The following is a 16,296-nucleotide window of genomic DNA, read 5'->3' on the forward strand; positions in this document are numbered from 1 at the left end:
TCGCCGCGGCAGCAAACCGGCGGCCCTCATCCGCGCCCCGCGGCGACCGCCGGCAGGAACGGGCGGTGGTCGGTGTCACCACTCACCCGACCCAGCGCCCACAGCAGCCCCGCCTGCACCACCGCCGCGAGGTGGCCCACCTCGTGCACGAGGGCGGTGGTGGAGTTGGCGACGTCGACCGCGCTCGTGCCGGCCAGGCACACCGCGAGCACGAGCGCCACCGGGACGAACGCACGGGCCCGCTCGGGCCGCCACGCCGCGAGCGCGAACCCGACGGCGAGGGCGACGTCGAAGGACGCCAACTCCCGGCTGGTGTGCGGGTCCTGCGCCACGCCGAGGCCGGCCAGCAGGACCGGCAGCGCGATCGACAACTGCGCGACCGCCGCGACCGCGACCGCCACCCGCAGGACCTGGCGGCGGGCCCGCCGCACGGCCGCCGGGGCGGTACGCGCCGCGTCGGCGGCGACCGCCGCGAGAACCGGGGCGGTCAGGTCCGGCACGGCCACCGGCTGGACCCGGACCAGCCGGGTCACCTGCTCGGCGCGGGCCAGCCACGCCCGGCACGCCCGGCAGCCCTCAGTGTGTGCGTCGAGCACCGCCGGCGCCGCCTGCGGGTCCTCCCCGTCCAGCCGCGCCGACAGCGCCACGCGTACGTCGTCGCAGTTCATGAGGGGGTAGTCGGGCGGTGCACCGGAAAAGTTCCCGACGTGGCGCAGACCATGGAAGGGCCGAAGGGCCCTCCCGGCGCGGGGCGCTCCGCGTAACCTGGACTGTCGTGATCCCCGCCCAGCGCCACACCGCCGCCGCCGGTCCGGCCGACGCCACCGGCGGGCCTGCGCGGGCCACCGAGTGGGCGCTCGCCGCCCGCGACGGGGATCCGGTCGCCCAGGCCGCGTTCGTCCGGCTCACCCAGGCCGAGGTGTGGCGGTTCGTCGCGGCCCTCGTCGACCCGGACACCGCGGACGACCTCACCCAGGAGACCTACCTGCGGGCATTTCGGGCGCTGCCCGGCTTCGAAGGGCGCTCCTCGGCGCGGACCTGGCTGCTCGGCATCGCCCGCCGGGCCTGCGCCGACCACCTGCGCACGGTCGTCCGGCGGCGCCGGCTCGACGCCCGGCTCACCGCCGACGCGTGGACCGACCGACCGCAGCCCGACCCCGCCGGCCAGCTCGGCGCCGCCGACCTGCTCCGCCGGCTGCCCGCCGAGCGGCGGGGCGCCTTCGTGCTCACCCAACTGCTCGGCCTGTCCTACGCCGAGGCCGCCGCCGTGGAGGGGGTACCCGTCGGCACCATCCGGTCCCGGGTGGCCCGGGCGCGCGCCGACCTGGTCGAGGCGGTCGACGAAGCGCGGGCCGGGTAGGGCCGGTGTCGACGTCACCCGCCCCGGGACGGGAACTTCCGCCGGACGAGGAACGACCAATGACCGTGATCACACCGCGCACCGGCCGCTGGCCCGCCGTACGCCCCTGGGTGGGCGTCGCCGCCCGGCTCGGCCTGGCCGCGGTCTGGCTCCTCGCCGGCGCCTCCAAGGTCGGTGACCTGGCCGCCTCCGGCCGGGCGGTCAACGCGTACCAGATCTTCCCGTACGACGTGGCGACGGTGATCGGCGCCGCGCTGCCCTTCGTCGAGCTGGCGCTCGGCGTACTCCTGCTGCTCGGGCTCGCCACGCGGCTGTCCGCCGGGGTGTCCGTGGCGCTGCTGGTGGTCTTCGTCGCCGGCATCGTCTCGGCCTGGTCGCGCGACCTCGCCATCGACTGCGGCTGCTTCGGCAGCGGCGGCCAGCTCGCCGAGGGGCAGGCCCCGAGCTACCTCCCGGAGATCCTCCGGGACCTGGGATTCCTGGCGCTGGCCGGCTTCCTGCTGATCTGGCCCCGCACCCCGTTCTCAGTGGACGGCTGGCTGACGGGCGAACCCGCGGTGGAGGACGAGGATGAGTAGTGGCAAGGCCCGCCGGGACGCGGCCCGCGTCGTCCGGGAGCAGATGGCCCGGGAACGCCGGCGCAAGCGGACGCTGTGGGTGTCCGTGGCCGCCGTCGCCGTCCTGGTCGTCGCCGGCCTGATCGGGTGGAGTGTCTACTCCAGCCAGCGCGCCGACGAGTACACCGCGCCGCCGGGCGCCAACGACGCCGGCACCGGCATCGTGTACGGCTCCGGGCCGGTCACCATCGACCTGTACGAGGACTATCTCTGTCCCGCCTGCAGGCAGTTCGAGGAGGTCAGCGGCGAGACGATCGACCAGCTCGCCGACGAGGGCAAGGCCCGGGTGGTCTTCCACCCGGTCGCCTACCTCAACCGCTTCTCCACCACCGAGTACCCGACCCGCGCCTCGGCCGCCTCCGGCTGCGCCGCGGCGGGTGGGAAGTTCCGCGAGTTCACCGAGGCGCTGTTCGAGCGGCAGCCGCCGGAGGGTGGCCCCGGGCTGAGCGACGACCAGCTGGTCGACATCGGGGTGGAGGTCGGGCTCGACCGGGACACGTTCGGCTCCTGCGTCCGCGACGACACGTACCACGCGTGGACCGAGCACGTCACCGAGGAGGCCAGCGAGGCCGGCATCACGGGCACCCCGACCATCCTGGTGAACGGGCAGCCGGTCGCCGACCGCTCGCCCGAGGGCATCCGGGCGGCGGTGGAGGCCGCCGGGTGATCCGTACCCTCGTCACCCGCGCCGGCCTGGTGCTCGCCGGTACCGTCGCCGCGACGCTCGCGCTCGCCGCCCCGGCCGCGGCGCACGGGGCGGACGCCCCGGACGGCACCGACTACCGCACCGAGGTCGGCACCGTCACCCCCGCCCGGGCCGGGCTCACCGTCCGGGCCGTGGAGGCCGGCGCGCGCTTGGAGCTGACCAACACCGGGGACCAGCCGGTCGAGGTGATCGGTTACTCCGGCGAGCCGTACCTGCGGGTCGGCCCCGACGGCGTGTACGAGAACCGGCGCTCCCCCGCCACGTACCTGAACCGCACCCTCGCCGGGGACACCCGCATCCCCGCCGAGGCGGACCCGGCCGCCCCGCCGGACTGGCGGCGGGTCGACGGCTCGACGACGGTGCGCTGGCACGACCAGCGGGCGCTGTGGCGGGAGTCCACGCCGCCGCCGCAGGTGCGCGCCGCCCCGGACCGGGAGCACCGGGTCCGCGACTGGGTGGTGCCGCTGCGCGTCGACGGGGAGCCCCTGGAGATCCGCGGCACGCTCGACTGGGTGCCGCCGCCGGATCCGTACACCTGGTGGGTGGCCGCGACGCTCGGCCTGCTCGCGGTGGGCGCGCTGGGGCTGCTCCCGGCCGGCTCGACACCGGGCGGGCGGGCCCTCGCGGTGCTGGGCGGGCTCCTCGTCGCCGGTGGGGCCGCCGGTGTGACCTACAGCGTCGGCCGGGAGCTCGACGCCGGGGCGGACGGGCCCGGCGCGCTGCTGCTGGGGCTGCTCGGCGGTCAGGTGTGGCCGCTGCTCACCGGGCTCGGCGCGATCGCCGCCGGGGCGTACGCGCTGGCCCGCCGCCCCGCGGCGGACTTCGCGGTCGCGCTCGCGGGGGCGTGCCTGGCCCTGTTCGCCGGTGTGGCGAACGCGGCGGTGTTCGCCCGCTCGGTCGCCCCGGTCCCGTGGCCGCCGACCATCGCGCGGCTGCTGGTCACGGCCACCCTGGTCACGGGGGCCGGCGCGCTGGCGGCCGGCGCCCTGCGCCTCCACGCCGCCGCCCGGGCCGCCCGCCCCGCAACCCCACCGCCCCTGCCCTCCGCCGCGGACCATGGAGTTGTGGTGGCAGACGAGACGGACGAGAGAAGCGCCAACCGGGCGCCATGACTCCGTGCTCGCCCCGAGCGGGATCGACCCGGTGGGGTCAGCGGGGGGTGGGGCGGGGAGTGAAACCGTAGGGAAGTTCCAGGCGGTGGCGGGACAGCAGCTCCTCGTCGGCCAGGATGTCGACCGTGGGGGCGTCGGCGACGATCCGGCCGGCGTCCAGGATCACCGAGCGGTCGCACAGCTCCAGCGCGTACGGCAGGTCGTGGGTGACCATCAGCAGGGTCACCGGCAGGGCGCGCAGGATGTCGGCCAGCTCGCGCCGGGCGGCCGGGTCCAGGTTGGACGAGGGCTCGTCGAGCACCAGGATCTCCGGGTGCATGGCGAGCACGGTGGCCACCGCCACCCGGCGGCGCTGCCCGAACGACAGGTGGTGCGGCGCGCGGTCCCGGTGCTCGCTCATCCCCACCGCGGCGAGCGCCTCGTCCACCCGGGCGGCCAGCTCGGCGCCGCGCAGCCCCAGGTTGGCCGGGCCGAACGCCACGTCCTCCGCCACGGTCGGCAGGAAGAGCTGGTCGTCCGGGTCCTGGAAGACGATGCCGACCCGGCGGCGCACCTCCGCGAGCGTCGCCCGGTCCGGACCGACCGTCAACCCGCCCACCGACACGCTGCCCTCGGTGGCGGTGAGGATGCCGTTGAGGTGCAGCACCAGGGTGGTCTTGCCGGCGCCGTTCGGGCCGAGCAGCGCCACCCGGTCGCCGCGCGGCACCGTCAGGTCGACCCCGTGCAGCGCGACGTGCCCGTCCGGGTACGCGTACCGCACACCCTGGACGTGGAGGCTCGGAGTCGTGGGCTGCACGCCTCCGATCATGTCAGGGCGAGCGCGGTGGCGGCGACGGCGGCCGCCAGCGCCGGCACGGTGGCCGCCACCGCCCACTGACCAGCGGTCGCCGCGCCCCCGCCCTGCCACACGACCGGCATCCGCCCGGAGTAGCCACGCGACAGCATCGCCAGGTACACCCGCTCGCCCCGCTCGTACGCGCGCAGGAACAGCGCGCCGACACCGGCGGCGAAGCCGCGCAGCTGCCACACGAAGCGCGGGTCGTCACCCCGGGACATCCGGGCCACCCGCATCCGGCGGGCCTCGCCGACCAGCACCTCGAGGTACCGCAGCATGAACGTGGCGATCTGGGTGAGGATCTGCGGGCAGCGCAGCCGGTCCAGGCCGACGATCAGGTCCCGGGTCGTCGTGGTCGCGGCGAGCAGCAGCGACGCGAGCACCCCCAGGGTGCCCTTGGCGAGGATGTTCCACGCCCCGTACAGGCCGTCCTCCGACAGCCGCAGGCCGAGGACCTCGACCCGCTCGCCCGCGCCGAGGAACGGCAGGGCGAAGGCGAACAGGACGAACGGCAGCTCGATCAGCGACCGGCGCAGCAGCCAGCCGGGCCCGACCCGCGCGGCCGCCGCGACCGCGGCGACCAGCAGTGCGTACGCCCCGAAGGCCCAGAGCGCCTCCCGGGGCGTGGCGACCACGGCGAGGGTGAAGGTCACCATCGCCGCGATCTTCACCTCGGGCGGGAGGCGGTGCACCGGCGAGCCGGACGCCCGGTAGAGCGGGTGGGTGTGGCCGGCGCCCAACGTCGTACCCTCAGCCGGCCCGGCCGGCGGGTGCCTGCGCCGGCTTCGCGCCCTCGGCCCCGCTGCCCTCGGCCCCGCTGCCGGCGGCTCCGCTGTCGGCGGCCGGCGCGCCACGGCGGCGGACCAGCCAGAACGCACCGCCGGCCACGGCGAAGGTCAGCAGGACGCCGAGCACGCCGGAGAGGCCGGTGGAGAGGAACTCGTTGTCGATCCCCGCGATGTCGTAGTCGGCCAGCGGACCGCCGATCTCGTGCTGCTTCTCCTGCTGCGCCGGGCAACTGCCGCCGGTGATGTTGTCGTCGGCGTCGAAGGTGCAGCCCTCCCGCAGCGACGAGTCCAGCCCGTCCGGGTGCGACGAGGCGAAGTTGCTCACCACGCCGGCCAGCAGCAGGGCGGCCAGCAGCCCACCGATGACGAAACCCCAGGACCGCTTCTTCACCGGACACCTCCGACAACGGTGACGGACGCCGGCGTGGCCGGCTTGAGGGCGCGCAGCGCGTACACGAGATCGGGCCGGACCTTCGCGACGGTCACCACCGTCGTCGCGGTGATCAGGCCCTCGCCGATGCCGATCAGCAGGTGCGAGACGGCCATCGTGCCGGCCAGGGCGGCGAGGTTGCCGCCGAGGTCGGCGGTGCCGCCGAGCTGGTACTGCACGACGAAGCCCATCGCGGCCACCACGACGCTGACCAGCGCGGACACGAACGCCGTCACGGCGAGCCCGGTCGGCGTCCGCGGCAGGACCCGCAGCAGCGCGGCGATCAGCAGGTACGCGGCGGCGGTGCCGAGGACCGCCATGTTGGTGATGTTGAGGCCGAGCATGGCGACGCCACCGTCGCCGAAGACCAGCGCCTGCACGACGAGGACGACCGCCACGCAGAGCGCGCCCACCCAGGGGCCGACCAGCAGCGCGGCGAGCGCGCCGCCGAGCAGGTGGCCGCTGACCCCGGCGGTGAAGATCGGGAAGTTGAGCATCTGGACGGCGAAGATGAACGCGGCGACCAGGCCGGCCATCGGCGCCAACCGGTCGTCCAGGTCCTGCCGGCCGCGCAGCACGCAAAACGCCATCGCGGCAAGTGCGACCGCCGCGAAGGCCGCGGCGACGGGACCGTTGATGATCCCGTTCGAGATGTGCATCGCCAGGGTTTCCACGCGACCTCCCACGCGTCGGCGGGCCCGTCCGCGCCGGCGCCTGTCAGCCTATTGGCCGTCGATCGCTGTTGCCAGTATCTGGCAACAAGGGATGGCGTTGATCACGAAGCTCGCCGGCTGTCCGGCCGCCGCGCGTCGCGAGCGGGAGGCCGAGCCGGCGCGGCGGTAGGGTCGGGGCCATGACCGCGCCCGCCCGCCTCTCCCCCGGCGACCCCGCCCCCGAGTTCCGCCTCCCCACCGACACCGGTGACACGCTGTCGCTGGCCGACCTGCGCGGCCGCAAGGTCGTGCTGTACGCCTACCCGGCCGCGATGACCCCCGGCTGCACCAAGCAGGCCTGCGACTTCCGTGACTCGCTCGCCTCGCTCCAGGCCGCCGGCTACGAGGTCGTCGGCATCTCGCCGGACAAGCCGGAGAAGCTGGCGAAGTTCCGCGACCGCGACGCCATCACCTTCCCGCTCGTCGCCGACACCGACAAGGCGGTGCTGACCGCGTACGGGGCGTACGGCGAGAAGCAGATGTACGGCAGGACGGTCACCGGTGTGATCCGCTCGACGTTCGTCATCGACGCCGACGGGAAGATCGAGCGGGCGCTCTACAACGTCAAGGCCACCGGCCACGTCGCCAAGCTGCGCCGCGACCTCGGCCTCGACTGAGGGTGCGCGAGCGGTGGTCTACGATCCGGAGGCCACGTCGCAGCCTCGCTCGACCGGACGGCTGGTTCCTCGCCCGCTGCGAAGGTCGTGGAGAATGAGGATGTGCGCGGTGAAGGGGCCGTAGCCCAACTGGCAGGAGGCATGCGGTTTAGGTCCGCACCAGTGCGGGTTCGAGTCCCGCCGGCCCTACTTTCTCCACGTCGCGCGCTGTCACTCGTCGAGGGCGGGTGTCAGACGCGTCACCATCACGGGTACGGGTCCCGGCGCCCAGGTCAGGATGGCCGGCGTGACTCTGCGCTTCGTCCTCGACCCTGACCTGACGCCCGAGCTGCGGGAGGAGATCGTCGCGCTCTGGGTCGACGTCACCAACGCCGGCGGTGCGGTCGGCTTCGTCGCGCCGGTCACCGCCACCGACGTCCGCACCATCGCCGATCCGACCCTCGCGGGAATCGCCGACGGCCCGGATCGGCTGCTGGTCGGGTACGCGGGCGAGCGGCTGGCAGCCATGGCGATCTTCACCGACAACCGGTTCCACCTGAAGACCCACTACCGGGTGCTGACCCGGGTGATGGTCCACCCCGACACGCAGGGCCACGGTTGTGGCCTCGACCTGATGCGCGAGGCCGAGCGGGTGGGCCGCCGGCTGGGCTTCCAGGCGCTGCAGGTCACCGTCCGTGACGGGTTGGGCCTGGATCGGTTCTACCGGCGGCTCGGGTACCGCGAGGTCGGCCGGCTGCCCGGCGCGCTCCGGGTGGCACCCGGGGACGACCGCGACGAGATCTTCATGTGGCTGGACCTGACCGGGGCTGTCACGGCCCCGGCGTGAGCCCACCGGGAACGGTCACCCGTCCACGACCACCTCGTCGCCCACGGCGACGCGGCCGGTCGTCACGGGTACCAGGTTCAGTCCGAAGAGGAGCTTCTGCCGCACGTTGCGGTACCGCCCCAAGGTGCGCAGCGGCTCCTTGCCGCGTACGCCGGTCTCCTGGTCGGTGGTGGTTACCACGCAGCGGTCGCACGGCCCGGCGGCGCGGAAGCGCACGCCGCCGATGCGCAGCGGCCGCCCGACCCATTCGTCCTCGGCCCAGGCGGTGACGCCCTCGACCACGAGGTTGGGGCGGAAGCGGGTCATCGGCACCGGTGGCTCGCCGGCGTCGGCGAGCCACCCGTTGAGCGCGTCGAGCGAGGCCGCGTTGGCCAGCAGCAGCGGGTAGGCGTCGGCGAAGCTGACCTGGTCGCCGGTGTCGTGCTCCCGGTCCTCGGCGGGGATGTGGCGGGTCGGCCGGGCCAGCCAGACCAGGCGGACCGGCCGGTCGAGCAGGGCGCTGAACCACGCGTCCGCCGCCGGCCCAGCCGGGAGCGCGGGCACCGGCAGCTTCCGGCTGCGGAAGGTGCGGACCGCGACCGGCTCACCGTCGGACGGCTCCGGGACGTCGAGGTCGCGATGACCGTGGGCACGCAGGGTCAGTCCGCCGTCGCGGGCCTCCGCCCGCACCGCGACCAGGCCGGCGACCTCGCGCTGGGTGACGCCGACGCCGGCGGCGTCGACGACCATCCAACGCCGGTCGCCGGCCAGGCCCCACGGCCGCACCTGCGCGCCGTCGTGGTCGAGCCGGTGACACCCCTTGACGGGGTACGTGTGGATCGCGCTCAGTTGCACCGCCCTACCATGCCACGCCGATACCGTCCCCCGGGTACCAGTGGTTGGCGGGCGTCTCGCGGTAGGCGAGGAACTTCCGGCCGGTGCGCTCGGCGTGCTCGGCGAGGACGTTGGTGATCGTCACGTTGTCGGTGAGCAGGAGGGCACCGGGGGCGAGCTTCGGCTCGACGGCGGTGAACTCGCGCCGCTCATGGGCGGTGCTGTGGTCGCTGTCGTGGAGGAAGAGGTCGACCGGCCGGTCCAGGGCGGCGATCGAGGCGAGCGAGTCGCCGATCACCAGGTCCACCACCTCGGACCAGGGCTCCACCTTGGCCAGGTAGCCGGCCTCGGGGTTGATGTCCAGCGAGGTGACCCGGCCGGGGTGCCCCTCGGCGGCGTTGCGCAGCAGGGCGGCGGCGAGCACGACGCTGCCCAGGCCCTTGTCGACGCCGGTCTCCACGATGTGCTTCGGCTTGGCGGCGCGCACGATCGCGTACCAGCCGATGCGGCGGGCGTACCGGATCTGCTTGTCGGCGAGGCCGCGGCGCTCGGCACCGGCGATCGCCTGCTGGAGGTGCTGCCGCAGGTTGTCGTCGGCCTCGATCTCGTCGAGGTACGCCCGGACCTGCTTGACCGGGATGTCGCAGACGACGCTGACGAACCAGGCGAGGTGGTTGCGGCTCAGCGGGGTCAGGTCGTACGTGTAGTTGTGATGCTCGCGGGACTGGACCAGCCAGCGTGCCGAGGTGCTCAGCACCTTCGCGTCGTAGCGGGCGACCGCCCGGAGGCGCTTGGGGAAGGCGGCGACGGGGGCGAGCCGGGTGCGGGCGATGGCCCGCCGGAGCTTGATTCGATCCACGGGAGCGTTCTACCAGCCGTGGCCCGCCCGTTGGGATGAAAGTTTTCATTCATGACGCCACCCGCCGCGCCCGGACGGGGGTACGCGGTCGCGAGCCCGACTCAGTAGCATCACGCCATGCGAGAGCGCCAGTCGTACGCGGAGCCCGAGACTCAGCTTTTCGACCTCCATCGGGAACCGGAGCCGACCAACACCACCCGCCGGCGGCGTCCGCGGTGGCAAAAGGTCGCTCTGATCACCTTCCTCGTGCTGGCGTTGGTCGGCGGCGGCGGCATGATCGCGGGTGGGTTGTACCTCCGCTCAGTCGAATCCGGCATCGAACGTGTCGACGCCTTCGGAGGCGTGCCCGAGGAGTCCCGGCCGCAGGTCGTGGCAAAGGGCGCCATGAACATCATGATGCTGGGCAGCGACTCCCGCGACCCGGACAACAGTTCCGGTTCCCGGACCGACACGATCATCCTGGCCCACCTTCCCGCGGACCGGTCGAGCGCCCAGCTCATCTCGATCCCCCGGGACACCTGGGTGAACGTGCCGAAGTCGCCGGAGGGGCGGGGCGGCCGGAACGCGAAGATCAACGCATCGTACGCGTGGGGTGGCGTTCCGCTGATGGTCCAGACGGTCGAGGAGTTCACCGGCGTCCGCGTCGACCACGTCACGATGGTCGACTTCGCGGGTTTCAAGGAGATCGTCGACGCTCTCGGCGGTATCGAGATCACCGTCGACAAGGGTTTCACCTCGACGCACTCGCTGAATCCCGGCGGGCGGCGGGAGTTCGTCGCGGGCCGGCAGACCATGGATGGGTCCGCCGCGCTGGACTACGCCCGCGAGCGCTACGCCTTCGCCAACGGCGACTTCACCCGCATCAAGCACCAGCAGCAGGTCATCAAGGCGATCCTGGACAAGGCGGCCTCTGGCGGCGTTCTCGCCAACCCCGCCAAGCTGAACTCGTTCGTGCGAGCAACGGCGGACGCCGTGGCGGTGGACGAGTCGATGTCCCTGCTGGACCTGGCGATGGAACTCCGCCACCTTCGCAGCGGCAACCTCGGGTTCTTCACCTGTCCCACGAAGGGGACCGGCCGGATCGGCAACGAGAGCGTCGTCCTGGTCGACACGGAGAAGGCGAAGCGTCTGTTCGACGCGGTCCGGCGCGACGCGGTGCCGGAGATCCTGTCCACCGCAAAGTAGGAATGTGAACTGTCTTGCCGGCTATGGCGACGGGTCCGGCCCGGTCATATCCTGCGGTCGCCCTTTGAGTCGTCTCGTGACCCAGGGCATCCACGGGGAAAGGACCGCCCATGTCCAGCCAGCCGACGACGAGCCCTTCTGCGCCCTCGCCGCGCTTGGAAGGGATGATGCAGCAGACGTTGCCGTCGCAGCATGACGCCGCGGGTGGCGCGGGCCTCCTGGCCGCGCTCCCGTCCGTTCCGGTTCCGACCGAACCTACCGACTCGGCGCGGGCTGGTCTCGACACCACCGCCGTCCTGCCGTACGCGAAGTCCCGCGCCTCGTCCAGCACCCGGTGGCTGCGAGCGTGGATGATGACGGTTCCGATCGACGTCGCCGCGCTGGTCGCCCCGCTGCTGCTGTCCCAGGACCACTGGCGCGGGACGCTTGCCAACGCCGCCCTCACGGTGGCCTTCTTCGCGGCCGGCGGGCTCTACCGGCCCCGCCGGCACGTGAGCATCCTCGACGAGCTGCCGATCCTCTCCGGGCGGCTGCTCGCCTCCGCCGCGGTGGTGGCCATCATCGCGGCGGAGCGTCACGCCTCGGTGGCCTACGTGGGCGGGTTCATGCGCGGTGTCGCGCTCTCGGCCGGGCTCGTGATCCTCGGCCGTGCGGTCAGCCGGGCGCTCACCATCCTCCTGCGGAAGCGTCGATGGGTGGAGCACAACGCCATCATCATCGGCAGCGGTCCCATCGGCGTCGAGCTCGCGCGGTTGCTGCGTCGTTACCCGCAGTACGGCCTGCGGTTCGTCGGTTGCGTCGATGCCCCGTCGCGCCAGGGCAGCGGGGCACTACCGCCGAGCGGCACCCTCGACGACCTCGAACACCTCGTCCGGCTGCTGGAGTGCGAGGTCCTGGTCATCGCCGATCCGGATTGCCTCGAGTCCACTCTCATGGAGACCCTGCTCCGGCCCCGCAGCTCACGCTGCGACCTCTGGGCGGTGCCGCGCCTGTGGGGCTCTCGCTCTCAGGGCGGATATCCCGACCACATCGGCGCCATTCCGATCCTCAAGATCGGTGACATCTCGCTCTCCGGTCCGCGGTGGGCCATCAAGCGGGCGTCCGACGTACTGGTAGCCGCGACGGCGCTGCTCGCGTTGAGCCCGGTGTTGCTACTCTGCGCCATCGCCACCTTCATCGACGGGGGTCCAGGCATCTTCTTCTACCAGGAGCGGATCGGCCGGTACGGCAAGCCCTTCAAGGTGGTCAAGTTCCGGTCGATGCGGCCGGTGAACGAGCAGGAGTCGCAGACGAACTGGTCGATCGCGCACGACAATCGGGTCGGTCCCATCGGGCGATTCATGCGCCGGACGTCACTGGATGAACTGCCGCAGCTGTGGAACATCCTGCGGGGTGACATGAGCGTCGTCGGACCCCGGCCGGAGCGGCCGTACTTCGTCGAGAAGTTCTCGGCGGAGTACCCCAACTACGCGTCGCGTCACCGCGTCCCTGTCGGACTCACCGGGCTCGCACAGGTCAGTGGCCTGCGAGGCGACACGCCGATCTCCGACCGCGCCCGGTTCGACAACTACTACATCGAGAACTGGTCGCTCTGGCTGGACGTCAAGGTGGTGCTCCGGACGGTGGCGGAGGTGTTCCGCGGCGGCGGCCGCTGAGCGGCCGACAACTCAGTCCGCGGTGAACAACGGCAGCGGCTTCGACCGGTACCCGACGCCGAGGTACCGGTCGGGGTCGGCCTCAAGCACCGAGGCCAGGACGGCGCCAAAGACGTCACGGAAATCCGTCGTCGCCTTGAGATCGCCTTCGTCCAGGTTGGTCAGGCTCGGCTGCTCACCGTAGAACCCGCCGGCCACCTGCGGGCCCAGCACGAACAACGGCCCGGCCGTCCCGTGGTCGGTCCCCTGCGAGGCGTTGGCGCGGACGCGCCGGCCGAACTCGCTGTAGACGACCACGGTCACCTGGCGCCCCGACTCGGTCCGTGCCATCCGCGCGAGGAAGGCCGACAGTGCCCGGTCGAGGCGGCTCAGCAGGCTTTCGTGGCCGGCCAGTTCCTTCGCGTGGGTGTCGAACCCGTCGAGGCTCACCGAGTAGACCCGGGTCGGTACGCCGGCCTCGACGCAGCGGGCCACCAGACCCAACTGAGTTTCCAGTACGCTGCGGCTGCCCGGCCCCGTCGCGAGAATCTCCTCCTCCGCTCCGCCCGGCGCGGCGTTGTGCTGCTGCTCCGCGCCACGTACCAGCCCTTCGACCCGCAGCAGGTCCCGGTACGCCGCGGCTGCGCGGGCCTGAAGCTCGGGTTCGCCCGGCTCAGGTTGCCCCAGCGCCGAGACCGCCGCGGGTGTGATCCCAGGGGGAAGCTCAAGCCCCGCGACCCCGACACAGGAGCCAGCCCGAGTCTGTCCTGCGAGCACCGGCGGCAGCACCGGCTCGAAGCTGACTGCGGCTTCCGGCACGGCCTGCGTTCCGTCCAGCCAACGACCTATCCAGCCCGTGGACACGGCCTCCTGCGGCGAGGCGGTCTGCCAGATGTCCATGGAGCGGAAGTGGCTACGGTCCGGCTTCGGATACCCCACTCCGAGCACGACCGCCAGCCTCTTCTCGTCCCAGAGCCGCTTCATGCCCCGCATGCGTGGGTTCAGACCCAGCGTGTCGTCCAGGTGGAGAACCTTCTCCGGGTCGTACGCCAACTGTGGCCGGGCGTCGTGGTACGCGGGGTCGGCGTACGGGACGACGGTGTTGAGCCCATCGTTGCCGCCGTAGAGCGTCACTAGGACGAGCTTCTTCGTCCGCGCCGCGGCGGTCGGATCGGCCTCCGCGGTCCGTAGCAGCTCGGCGAACCCGAGGCCGCCCGCGCCGGCGGCGAGAGCCGCTCCGGCGGTGACCCCCGAGGCGAGGAGGAAACGACGTCGTGTCAATGTGTCCATGGTCATGTCAGCAGGTACTCCGGGCTCACCAACCCAAGTATCAACAACTGTCGCCGGTCCTGCGCGCCGCGCAGCACGGCGTACGTCCGGTTCGTCCAACGTTCAACGCAGAGGAGGTACGCCACACTCTCCGGCGTCAGCGTCCCGACCGAAACATGGTCGACGAGCCGTCCGGCGAGCCGCAGCCGCACCTGGGCCGCGGCCGACGTGAGCCAGGCACCACCGGCGGGCCAGCCGCCCACGTTGGGTGGGGCGAACGGCAGCTGACCCAGGCTCTCCAGGTCACGGACGACGGCCGCGCGGGTCTCGGCGGGGAGGCCGGCGAACCGCAGCCCCAGTTGACGCATGGCCCCGACGAGCCATTCGACCGGCTGCTTCACCATCGAACCGGCGGTCGCCCGGAACGCCTCGTCCTCGAACAGCACCCGGAGCATGGCCATAGGTGCCGGGAACGCCTGGGCCATCTTCTCCATCAGTTGCTGAGGAACGGGGGTGGCGGACGATCCGTAGCGGAACCAGAGGCGGGAGGCGATGAACCGGGGGCAGGCCGGCTGTTCCAGCAACAGCTCGACGAGGCTGCTCGCCGTGAACGCCCCCGTCCGGCCGAGGATGGTCTTGCTGCCTCCGTCATGGGCGGCGGGGTCGAAGACCGACGCGCCCTTCGTCAGGCTGAACCGCCATCCGGTGAGTGCCCGTCCTGCCTCCTTGACGTCCTTTTCGGAGTAATGGCCGATGCCCAACGTGAACAGCTCGAACAGTTCGCGGGCAAGGTTCTCGTTGGGCGCGTCTCTGATGTTGAGCTGGCCGTCCAGATAGTGGTTCAGCGCGGCGTCGACGACCATCAGCCGCGCCATCGTCCTGAAGTCGGGAGCGGTGCGTAGGGTCCGGTGCTGCTTGAGCATCAGCTGCGGGCTGCGCACCTTCTTCACCGACGTGGCCCAGTGCCCGTGCCAGAAGAACACCAGCTTCTCCACGGCCTGGTGGCTGGCCACCGTCATCCGGTCGAGCCACCACTGGGTGAGCTGCTCAGTCTGGGCCGTCCGGAGGCTCTCCAGCCTGACCTTCTCCTCATAGGTCAAGTCACGCTTGCCCGCGTAGGCATCCGGCCCCAGGTCGGGGACAGGTGCCCTGGTCGCGCCGACGTCCGGCCCCGGAGGAGCGACCACCGCCGACAGCGCGGCGTCGTAGCCGGCCTGACGGGCGGCGGCGAGCTCCACGGCCGTCGCACCAAAGCCGGCGCGCCACAGCAGCAGGCCGATACTGTCGCTCATGGACGACAACCTAGAGGAGAAGGTCGCATCACGAAACCTGGGCACCCGCACGCACGAGCGTCACCGGCGGCCGCTGACCGGTGGGCAGGGCGAGGACGACGACCGAGTAGACGAGCATTCCGAGGGCCGAGCCGACCAGGTACCCGGGCGCACCGAACCCGGCGGTCAGCAGCGGTGCGACGATCACCGTCAGGCCGAGCATGACGTAACGGGCGCGCAGGAGCTGCGTGAACTCGCCGCGCACGAACCGGCTCAGCGAACAGCCGTAGGAGAAGCCGAGTGCGGCCTTTTCCAGGCCGGCCGCGACCAGCACGTACCCCACGGGAATGAAGGACAGCGCCGGCACGAGTTCGCGGCCGACGACGACCGCCACCCCGAGGACGGCCGCGCCGGCGGCCATCAGCGACAGGGCCACCACGCCGTCCCGGAAGTCCTGCCGTCGCGTCGTACCGACATCAGCCTTGCGCTGGTAGACAAGCACCCGGCGGAACGTGATCGACACGAACGCCAGCGGCGCGAACAGCTGCTGGACGATCCGGATGACGCCGAGCGTGGCCGCCCCTGCGACGAAGGCGGTGACCTGCACGGCGAGCAGCGGCGTAAGTCCGACGAGGAAGGCGTCGATCGAGGCGGGGCCCATCACCCCCCGCCGTGACCGGACCCACGCGCCCAGGCCGGCCACGAGTGGGCGCCGGTCGGGGTGACGAGCGGAGGCCAGGAAGAAGACGACGTTCACGACCGCCCAGGACAGGCAGACGCCCAGCGGTGAACGCACGGCGGCGAAGGCGACCATCAGCGCGAGTTGCGCCGCCAACCAGATAGCCGTCTCCCCGAAGACGGACCGCGCGGCCCCGGCGGCAACGCCGGCGGAGCGGCCGATATCCAGCGCAATCGCGAAGGGGATTCCCGCCGCGTAGGCGACCGCGAGTTCGATCGGCGCTCCGGGCACCATGAGCGCCGACCCCACCGCCACGACGGCTCCGACGACGCCGCCGGCCAATGCGCCGGCCACCGACCGCTGACAGTCCAACCGCTCCGCCGCCTGCTCGGCGTTCGCCGAACTCAGCAGCGTCGCCTCGGCGAGCGCCCGCTGCAGGACACCGCAGGTCAGCTGGAAGACCAGCATGGCAGGCGCCACGGCGCCGACCGCGGACAGATCACCCGCGTAGGCGAGCGAGAGACTGAAGATCAGGCTCGTGCCCATGAGGGCGAACTGTCCCAGCGTCAGGGCGAGCCGCGC

General features: G+C 72.5%; 18 protein-coding genes and 1 tRNA gene. 9 read left to right on the forward strand and 10 right to left on the reverse strand.

The features are described 5' to 3' along the window. Positions 1–26 precede the first annotated feature (26 nt). Positions 27–668: a zf-HC2 domain-containing protein gene (locus tag ACN26Y_RS01905; RefSeq protein ID WP_422734149.1), complete on the reverse strand. Its 642-nt coding sequence runs from the start codon at positions 666–668 to the stop codon at positions 27–29. A gap of 107 nt (positions 669–775) precedes the next feature. On the opposite strand from ACN26Y_RS01905, the gene ACN26Y_RS01910 reads away from it, so the two are divergent. From ACN26Y_RS01910 to ACN26Y_RS01925, 4 genes are read left to right on the forward strand one after another with little or no spacing between them, the layout of a single operon-like run. Continuing rightward, entirely contained in the window at positions 776–1,360 is a 585-nt protein-coding gene (locus ACN26Y_RS01910) for a sigma-70 family RNA polymerase sigma factor (protein WP_422734150.1), read from the forward strand. Between the two features lie 59 nt (positions 1,361–1,419). Continuing rightward, positions 1,420–1,938: a MauE/DoxX family redox-associated membrane protein gene (locus tag ACN26Y_RS01915; protein WP_155333765.1), complete on the forward strand. Its 519-nt coding sequence runs from the start codon at positions 1,420–1,422 to the stop codon at positions 1,936–1,938. Beyond that, the gene (locus ACN26Y_RS01920; protein ID WP_422734151.1) at positions 1,931–2,644 is read left to right on the forward strand and encodes a DsbA family protein; all 714 of its coding nucleotides are present in this window, start codon (positions 1,931–1,933) and stop codon (positions 2,642–2,644) included. Before ACN26Y_RS01915 ends, ACN26Y_RS01920 begins: the two co-directional genes overlap by 8 nt. Beyond that, positions 2,641–3,795, forward strand: coding sequence for a hypothetical protein (locus ACN26Y_RS01925; RefSeq protein ID WP_230688847.1), 1,155 nt, complete (start codon positions 2,641–2,643; stop codon positions 3,793–3,795). The genes ACN26Y_RS01920 and ACN26Y_RS01925 overlap by 4 nt, the downstream gene beginning before the upstream one ends. Before the next feature lie 37 nt (positions 3,796–3,832). On the opposite strand, the gene ACN26Y_RS01930 is transcribed toward ACN26Y_RS01925, so the two are convergent. From ACN26Y_RS01930 to ACN26Y_RS01945, 4 genes are read right to left on the reverse strand one after another with little or no spacing between them, the layout of a single operon-like run. Further along, positions 3,833–4,603, reverse strand: coding sequence for an energy-coupling factor ABC transporter ATP-binding protein (locus ACN26Y_RS01930; RefSeq protein WP_155333767.1), 771 nt, complete (start codon positions 4,601–4,603; stop codon positions 3,833–3,835). Next, positions 4,600–5,370, reverse strand: a complete 771-nt coding sequence (gene cbiQ, locus ACN26Y_RS01935) for a cobalt ECF transporter T component CbiQ (protein WP_155333768.1) — start codon at positions 5,368–5,370, stop codon at positions 4,600–4,602. Before cbiQ ends, ACN26Y_RS01930 begins: the two co-directional genes overlap by 4 nt. A 10-nt stretch (positions 5,371–5,380) precedes the next feature. After that, positions 5,381–5,809: a PDGLE domain-containing protein gene (locus ACN26Y_RS01940; protein ID WP_155333769.1), complete on the reverse strand. Its 429-nt coding sequence runs from the start codon at positions 5,807–5,809 to the stop codon at positions 5,381–5,383. Continuing rightward, positions 5,806–6,522, reverse strand: a complete 717-nt coding sequence (locus ACN26Y_RS01945; protein WP_155333770.1) for an energy-coupling factor ABC transporter permease — start codon at positions 6,520–6,522, stop codon at positions 5,806–5,808. The genes ACN26Y_RS01940 and ACN26Y_RS01945 overlap by 4 nt, the downstream gene beginning before the upstream one ends. Positions 6,523–6,701: 179 nt before the next feature. On the opposite strand from ACN26Y_RS01945, the gene bcp reads away from it, so the two are divergent. The 3 genes from bcp to ACN26Y_RS01960 all read left to right on the forward strand — a co-directional run bounded on the left by bcp (position 6,702) and on the right by ACN26Y_RS01960 (position 8,004). Then, complete coding sequence (bcp, locus tag ACN26Y_RS01950) at positions 6,702–7,178, forward strand: thioredoxin-dependent thiol peroxidase (protein ID WP_155333771.1); 477 nt, start codon at positions 6,702–6,704, stop codon at positions 7,176–7,178. Between the two features lie 114 nt (positions 7,179–7,292). Then, positions 7,293–7,367: transfer RNA gene (locus ACN26Y_RS01955), tRNA-Leu, on the forward strand. 88 nt (positions 7,368–7,455) lie between these two features. After that, positions 7,456–8,004 carry a GNAT family N-acetyltransferase gene (locus ACN26Y_RS01960; RefSeq protein WP_155333772.1) on the forward strand — a complete coding sequence of 183 codons (549 nt, stop codon included), beginning with the start codon at positions 7,456–7,458 and terminating at the stop codon, positions 8,002–8,004. 15 nt (positions 8,005–8,019) lie between these two features. On the opposite strand, the gene ACN26Y_RS01965 is transcribed toward ACN26Y_RS01960, so the two are convergent. Both ACN26Y_RS01965 and ACN26Y_RS01970 read right to left on the reverse strand, forming a co-directional pair. Next, positions 8,020–8,838 (reverse strand): MOSC domain-containing protein, encoded by an 819-nt coding sequence (locus ACN26Y_RS01965; RefSeq protein ID WP_422734152.1) that lies wholly within the window; start codon positions 8,836–8,838, stop codon positions 8,020–8,022. A 4-nt stretch (positions 8,839–8,842) separates the two neighbouring features. Then, entirely contained in the window at positions 8,843–9,676 is an 834-nt protein-coding gene (locus tag ACN26Y_RS01970) for a class I SAM-dependent methyltransferase (RefSeq protein ID WP_155333774.1), read from the reverse strand. 117 nt (positions 9,677–9,793) lie between these two features. Between ACN26Y_RS01970 and ACN26Y_RS01975 the strand changes: the two genes are divergently transcribed. Continuing rightward, positions 9,794–10,861, forward strand: a complete 1,068-nt coding sequence (locus ACN26Y_RS01975) for an LCP family protein (protein ID WP_155333775.1) — start codon at positions 9,794–9,796, stop codon at positions 10,859–10,861. Between the two features lie 167 nt (positions 10,862–11,028). Further along, positions 11,029–12,516 (forward strand): sugar transferase, encoded by a 1,488-nt coding sequence (locus ACN26Y_RS01980; protein ID WP_155333776.1) that lies wholly within the window; start codon positions 11,029–11,031, stop codon positions 12,514–12,516. Positions 12,517–12,528: 12 nt separating this feature from the next. Here the strand turns inward: ACN26Y_RS01980 and ACN26Y_RS01985 are convergent, their stop codons facing one another. From ACN26Y_RS01985 to ACN26Y_RS01995, 3 genes are read right to left on the reverse strand one after another with little or no spacing between them, the layout of a single operon-like run. Beyond that, positions 12,529–13,785, reverse strand: a complete 1,257-nt coding sequence (locus tag ACN26Y_RS01985; protein ID WP_155334386.1) for a DUF1501 domain-containing protein — start codon at positions 13,783–13,785, stop codon at positions 12,529–12,531. Between the two features lie 2 nt (positions 13,786–13,787). After that, the gene (locus ACN26Y_RS01990) at positions 13,788–15,056 is read right to left on the reverse strand and encodes a DUF1800 domain-containing protein (protein ID WP_422734153.1); all 1,269 of its coding nucleotides are present in this window, start codon (positions 15,054–15,056) and stop codon (positions 13,788–13,790) included. A gap of 28 nt (positions 15,057–15,084) precedes the next feature. After that, on the reverse strand, positions 15,085–16,260 hold the full coding sequence (locus ACN26Y_RS01995; protein ID WP_155333778.1) for a hypothetical protein: 1,176 nt from the start codon (positions 16,258–16,260) through the stop codon (positions 15,085–15,087). Between the last annotated feature and the right edge of the window lie 36 nt (positions 16,261–16,296).

Source organism: Micromonospora sp. WMMD558 (assembly GCF_049315255.1).
Classification (GTDB): domain Bacteria; phylum Actinomycetota; class Actinomycetes; order Mycobacteriales; family Micromonosporaceae; genus Micromonospora.